The organism is Aneurinibacillus sp. UBA3580 (assembly GCF_002375825.1).
Classification (GTDB): domain Bacteria; phylum Bacillota; class Bacilli; order Aneurinibacillales; family Aneurinibacillaceae; genus Aneurinibacillus; species Aneurinibacillus danicus.
In genome coordinates, this window is record NZ_DFMZ01000001.1 from 21,941 (window position 1) to 27,149 (window position 5,209).

4 protein-coding genes are annotated in these 5,209 nt (G+C 47.3%); 3 read left to right on the forward strand and 1 reads right to left on the reverse strand.

The genetic code is table 11. From position 1 onward, the window contains the following. Positions 1-308: 308 nt before the first annotated feature. The 3 genes from B2899_RS00135 (at position 309) to B2899_RS00145 (ending at position 3,376) form a co-directional block, all read left to right on the forward strand. On the forward strand, positions 309-929 hold the full coding sequence (locus tag B2899_RS00135; protein ID WP_146808629.1) for an S-layer homology domain-containing protein: 621 nt from the start codon (positions 309-311) through the stop codon (positions 927-929). 153 nt (positions 930-1,082) lie between these two features. Further along, positions 1,083-1,826: a sporulation protein YunB gene (gene yunB / locus B2899_RS00140; protein WP_146808628.1), complete on the forward strand. Its 744-nt coding sequence runs from the start codon at positions 1,083-1,085 to the stop codon at positions 1,824-1,826. Between the two features lie 242 nt (positions 1,827-2,068). Beyond that, a complete protein-coding gene (locus tag B2899_RS00145; RefSeq protein WP_286883134.1) occupies positions 2,069-3,376 on the forward strand; it encodes a pyrimidine-nucleoside phosphorylase in 1,308 nt (435 codons plus the stop codon). Positions 3,377-3,567: 191 nt separating this feature from the next. Here the strand turns inward: B2899_RS00145 and B2899_RS00150 are convergent, their stop codons facing one another. Beyond that, the gene (locus B2899_RS00150; protein ID WP_286883135.1) at positions 3,568-5,109 is read right to left on the reverse strand and encodes a class I adenylate-forming enzyme family protein; all 1,542 of its coding nucleotides are present in this window, start codon (positions 5,107-5,109) and stop codon (positions 3,568-3,570) included. Between the last annotated feature and the right edge of the window lie 100 nt (positions 5,110-5,209).

Genomic DNA, 5,209 nt, shown 5'->3' on the forward strand with positions numbered 1-5,209 from the left:
TTCTACATTAAAATCCTCTCCTCCTTCTTTCCTCTCTTTTCCTTCGTACCACAAGAGTCAGCCGCTCTTCTCTGCATTTTCATGTCTGTGTTGCGGCTGAAAAGCCATGAGAGTCTTGTTTTTTTAAAACTCCCCCCATAAGCGTATTTTATGTTTCGAAAAGAATAGGAGATGATAATTTCCATATCATATATTTATTTCCATGATTTTTTCTGTTACATAGGTGGGAATGCTTCATTATTAATAAAGATCCGGATTTTCCGGACTTTATTCATAAAAACAGAATAAGGAAAGGTGGTTGTTTCATCATGAAGAGAAGAATTGTGAAACTTGCTCTGGCTACGGTATTGGCACTCAGCATAACGTCTGTTGCTTCTGCGGCAACATTCAAGGATTTCGACAATTTTTACTGGGCCAAACCGGCTGTCGACAGCCTGGTGAAAGATAACATCATCAGTGGGTACAAAGACGGTACATTCCGTCCGGGCAAGCAGGTAAGCCGTGCCGAATTTGTCACGATGATAAATAAAGCGTTCGGCAAATACAAAGAAAATGCAGAAGCAAATTTCTCGGACGTATGGAAATATCAATGGTTCTATCAGCAGGTGGCTTCCGCCCGGGAAGCGAACTATATTACCGGATATAACGGAAAATTCCTGCCGGGCAAATCCATCACCCGTTCTGAGGCAGCGGTAATGATCGCGCGTGTGCTGGAGTTCGATGTAGCAAAGATCGATACGGCACAAAAGTTTGTCGACATTAACGAAATGCCGCCGTGGGCGGTCGGCAGCATTTCCGCGTTGGTTGACAAGAAAGTGATGAGCGGTTATAGCGATAACACGTTCCGCGGCGCGAAATACATTACACGCGCGGAAGCGGCGGTTATTATTGAGCAGGCCCGTTTGATGCGCAGCGGCAAACTTGAATAGAACGGCAGTAATAAGCCCGGGGAAACGCTGCTGTTCTTCGGGCTTTCATCATGCTGCGGAGAAAGCCCTTTTCTAACTTCTTGTTTGTGTCTTTGCATTTTTCGGTTTTAGCCTCCCCACCTCAGGCATATATTGCAGCAAGGAGGTGGATAGATGAAAAGAAGGAGGTTGCGTAACCGGTCTGTGCGGGCGCCCATCCCTTCAAAATATATGTTTCTCATCTCCCTGCTCATTTTTCTTGGGCTTACCTTCCAAACTTTCTATTATATCGAAAAAAACATTGAGCCTGTCCTCCATTCGATTGCCCGCATCCGTGCAGAACAGATGGCGACCAAAGCGATTCATGATGCGATTAATCAAAAAATTATTAAAGAAACGGATTTTAAAAAGCTGATAGATATTAAAGAAGACAAAGATGGGAAAGTTCAGGTAGCGACCTTTAATTCCAATGAATACACACGCATTGTATTCGAATCGACAGAGAACGTTATGCATGCATTGAAAGACATGGAGACGACACCAGAAAAGATTAAGCTCGGTCAGGCGCTGCGCAGCAACTTGCTGGCGCAGTTGGGTCCCGAATTACCGATAACGCTTGTGCCATACGGAAATGTACACGTAGAGCTTGATACGAAAATGCAGCAGGCCGGAATTAACATGGTGCTGATTACCGTGTTCATCATTATTGAAACAAAGGTGAAAATCGTTATTCCGTTCTCGACACAACCTGCGGTAGTCCAATCAGAAGTTCCGATCTCCAATGCGCTGATCGTCGGTGATGTGCCGCAGTTTTACTATGACGGGACGGGAAAGCCGGTAGGCAGTGAAGTCCCCGGAGTACAGCCGCCGCCGATTTTACCGCCCGTACAGATGAATACCACAAAAATTCAAGAATAGTGATAAAAATGTTTAACCGAAAGGGGAGCGGGGAATAATACTATTACTAGCATGAGAATTTTTTTCTCTCTCTTTCTCCCCCTATATTTCCACTGCTTTGCGGAGCAGTGGATTTTTTTGCCTTTCTTTCGGTATGAAAAGAAGGCGGAAAGGGTAAATCTGTATGACGCCGCCGACTTCGTTGTTAAGCGCAGCCATTGCTGGTATGTTTATGTAGAGGAAGAAAAAGGAGGGTCCGCCACATGAGGATGGTTGACTTAATCGAGAAAAAACGGGATGGAAAAGAACTGAGCAAAGCTGAAATCGATTTTATTATCAGCGGCTATACAGAAGGCCGGATTCCGGACTACCAGATGTCCGCACTGGCGATGGCCATTTTCTTTCAGGATATGACACGGGAAGAGAGAACCCATCTAACAATGGCTATGGTAGAATCCGGTGACCAAATTGATCTGTCGGCAATTGAAGGCATTAAAGTAGATAAGCACAGTACCGGAGGCGTAGGCGATACAACGACGCTTGTGCTTGCACCGCTTGTAGCTGCGCTGGGCATCCCGGTAGCGAAAATGTCAGGCCGGGGGCTTGGACATACCGGTGGAACCATTGACAAGCTGGAGGCCGTACCGGGTTTTCATGTGGAAATCGATAACCAGAAGTTCAATGAGCTGGTCAATACAAACAAGGTGGCAGTGGTTGGTCAGAGCGGAAATCTAACACCGGCGGATAAGAAGCTGTATGCTCTGCGTGACGTTACTGCGACGGTGAATTCGATTCCGCTCATTGCAAGCTCAATTATGAGCAAAAAAATCGCATCCGGCGCCGACGCTATCGTACTCGACGTCAAAACGGGCAGCGGCGCGTTTATGAAAGATTTGGAGCATGCGCGCGAATTGGCACAGGCAATGGTCGATATCGGAAACAATGTCGGTCGTAAGACGATGGCCGTTATCTCTGATATGAGCCAGCCTCTTGGATTTGCGGTAGGGAACGCGCTGGAAGTGCAGGAAGCGATCGATACGCTGCGCGGCAAAGGACCGAAAGATTTAGAAGAACTGTGCTTGACGCTTGGCAGTCATATGGTATATCTCGGCGGCAAAGCAGACAGTCCGGAAACGGCGCGCACCCAGCTCGAAAAAGCTATTCGGAACGGCAATGCGCTTGAGAAATTTAAAACATTTCTGTCGGCTCAAGGCGGAGACCCTTCTGTTGTAGACGATCCGTCCAAACTGCCGCAGGCAAAATATACGTTTGAAGTGAAAGCGGGTGAGGAAGGACATGTAGCGTCCATTCAAGCCGATCGGATCGGCACAGCCGCGATGCTGCTTGGTGCCGGCCGCGCTACCAAAGAGTCGGTGATTGACCTGGCGGTTGGCGTTGTGCTGCGCAAGAAAATCGGCGACAGCGTGAAAAAGGGCGAACCGCTGGTGACAATTTACAGCAACCGGGAAGATGTAGCGGAAGTCAAAGAAATGATCGAAGACGCCTACCGGATTGTGCCCGAAGCGGTGGAGGGGCCGCCGCTGATTTACGATGAGATTCGAGTAAAATAAGACTCAACATTCCCCTGTCCGTGGTACGAAGGCAAAGAGGGAAAAGAAAGAGGGTACGAGCTGAATTGCGAGTCTACTTCCGCTTAGGAGCCGCGTAAAAGCGTTCCATTGCCCACTTCTTTTCCCATCCAAGCAACCTTTGTGTAAAAAGAAGTTAACCACAGAGTTTGGTGGTGAGCCTAAAAGAAATATTAAATTTTTGTCTGCTGATCCTGCCAATACTTATCGCGCAGGACAGTCTTTAAAATCTTACCGGATGGATTGCGGGGCAGTTCGTCTATAAAATCAACAGATTTAGGCTTTTTGTAGCTGGCGATTTTGCCTTCGCAATAACGAATGACATCTTCTTCGGTCAATGCGGCCCCTTCTCTTAGAACAACGATCGCTTTTACCGATTCACCCCATACCGGGTCAGGTACGCCGATAACGGCCGCATCAAGAATCTTCGGATGCGTATACAGCACTTCTTCGATTTCACGGGGATAAATGTTCACGCCTCCGCTAATCAGCATGTCTTTCTTGCGATCTACAATGTAATAGAAGCCTTCTTCATCCTGCATGGCCATATCACCCACGGTAAAATAGCCATTGTAGAACGACATTGCCGTCGCTTCCGGATTTTTGTAATATTCGTCAAGCAGATACGGAGCTTTAAAATACAATTCGCCGATTTCTCCTTGGGCAACAGGCTCTTTATCGTCATTCAGAATGGCGCATTCGACAAGCGGGAATGGCTGTCCTACGCAGCGCTCTTTACGCTGAATGTCTCTTGGCTTAATGTTGAGCGTAATCGCACTTTCAGTTGAACCGTAGAATTCATGCAGATCAGCCCCGGGAAAGAAGGCGAGGATATCTTCTTTCGTTTTGGTCGGCAGCGGTGACCCGGCCGAGATGAGCACGCGCATGGAGGAGAGATCGTGCCTGCTTTTTATGTCTTCTTTTACATTGACGAGGAAGTTGTACATCGTCGGCGCAAGGAACGTATTAGTGATGCCATGCTTCTGAATATCCGAAAGCACCTGCTCCACCCGGAACATCTCATGGATGACGAGTGTGCCGCCTACGATTAACTGCATGACCAGAAAAATCCACGGTGCCGCATGGTAAATCGGACCGGCAACGAGGTGTACATCCGATTCGTCGATTTTATATTCATAAGCGGCAACCATGCCGGTAAGGATACGGGAACGATGGGAGATAACAACACCCTTCGGTTTGCCGGTCGTACCGGAAGTATAGCCGATATAGAAAGGATCTCGCTCGTTCACCTCTGCTTCCGGTTCGTTGTCGGAAGCGGAAGCAAGGAATGCTTCATAGTCGAGCATCTGAGGAATGTTCGTTTCTCCTATCGCCACCGCGGTATCAAGCTGCGGCATGGACGGCAGCAGCTTACCGATTTCTTCGGCGTATTCCGCTGTAAGAATGATCGCACGGCTATCCGAATGATGAATAATGTATTCAATCTCCGAACCAACCAAACGGTAGTTTATCGGAACGATAACTACGCCAATCTTCGCAAGACCAACCATGATGTCTACATAGGCGGCATGATTTTTCATCATGACCGCAACTTTGTCTCCTTTTTTGTAACCTCTAGATAGGAAAGCGTTTGCAAGGCGGTTGGCACGAAGATTAAGCTCGCCGTATGTGCGCATGGTGCCTTGGAAGATAACGGCCGGCTTGTTTCGATATTTCTCGGCGTTTTGTCTCATTATAGTTCCAAACGTTAGCATGGTTTCAATCCTTTCTATACTATTCTGTATGGTACGAAAATTATATCATTAAACACAAGTATGAAAGAATATAATATTTGACCCAAACTAACATGGCTTG

Coding starts and splice junctions, on each gene's coding strand:
- B2899_RS00150 (WP_286883135.1), bottom strand. CDS start 5,109: ATGCTAACGTTTGGAACTATAATGAGACAAAACGCCGAGAAATATCGA.
- B2899_RS00135 (WP_146808629.1), top strand. CDS start 309: ATGAAGAGAAGAATTGTGAAACTTGCTCTGGCTACGGTATTGGCACTC.
- B2899_RS00145 (WP_286883134.1), top strand. CDS start 2,069: ATGAGGATGGTTGACTTAATCGAGAAAAAACGGGATGGAAAAGAACTG.
- yunB (WP_146808628.1), top strand. CDS start 1,083: ATGAAAAGAAGGAGGTTGCGTAACCGGTCTGTGCGGGCGCCCATCCCT.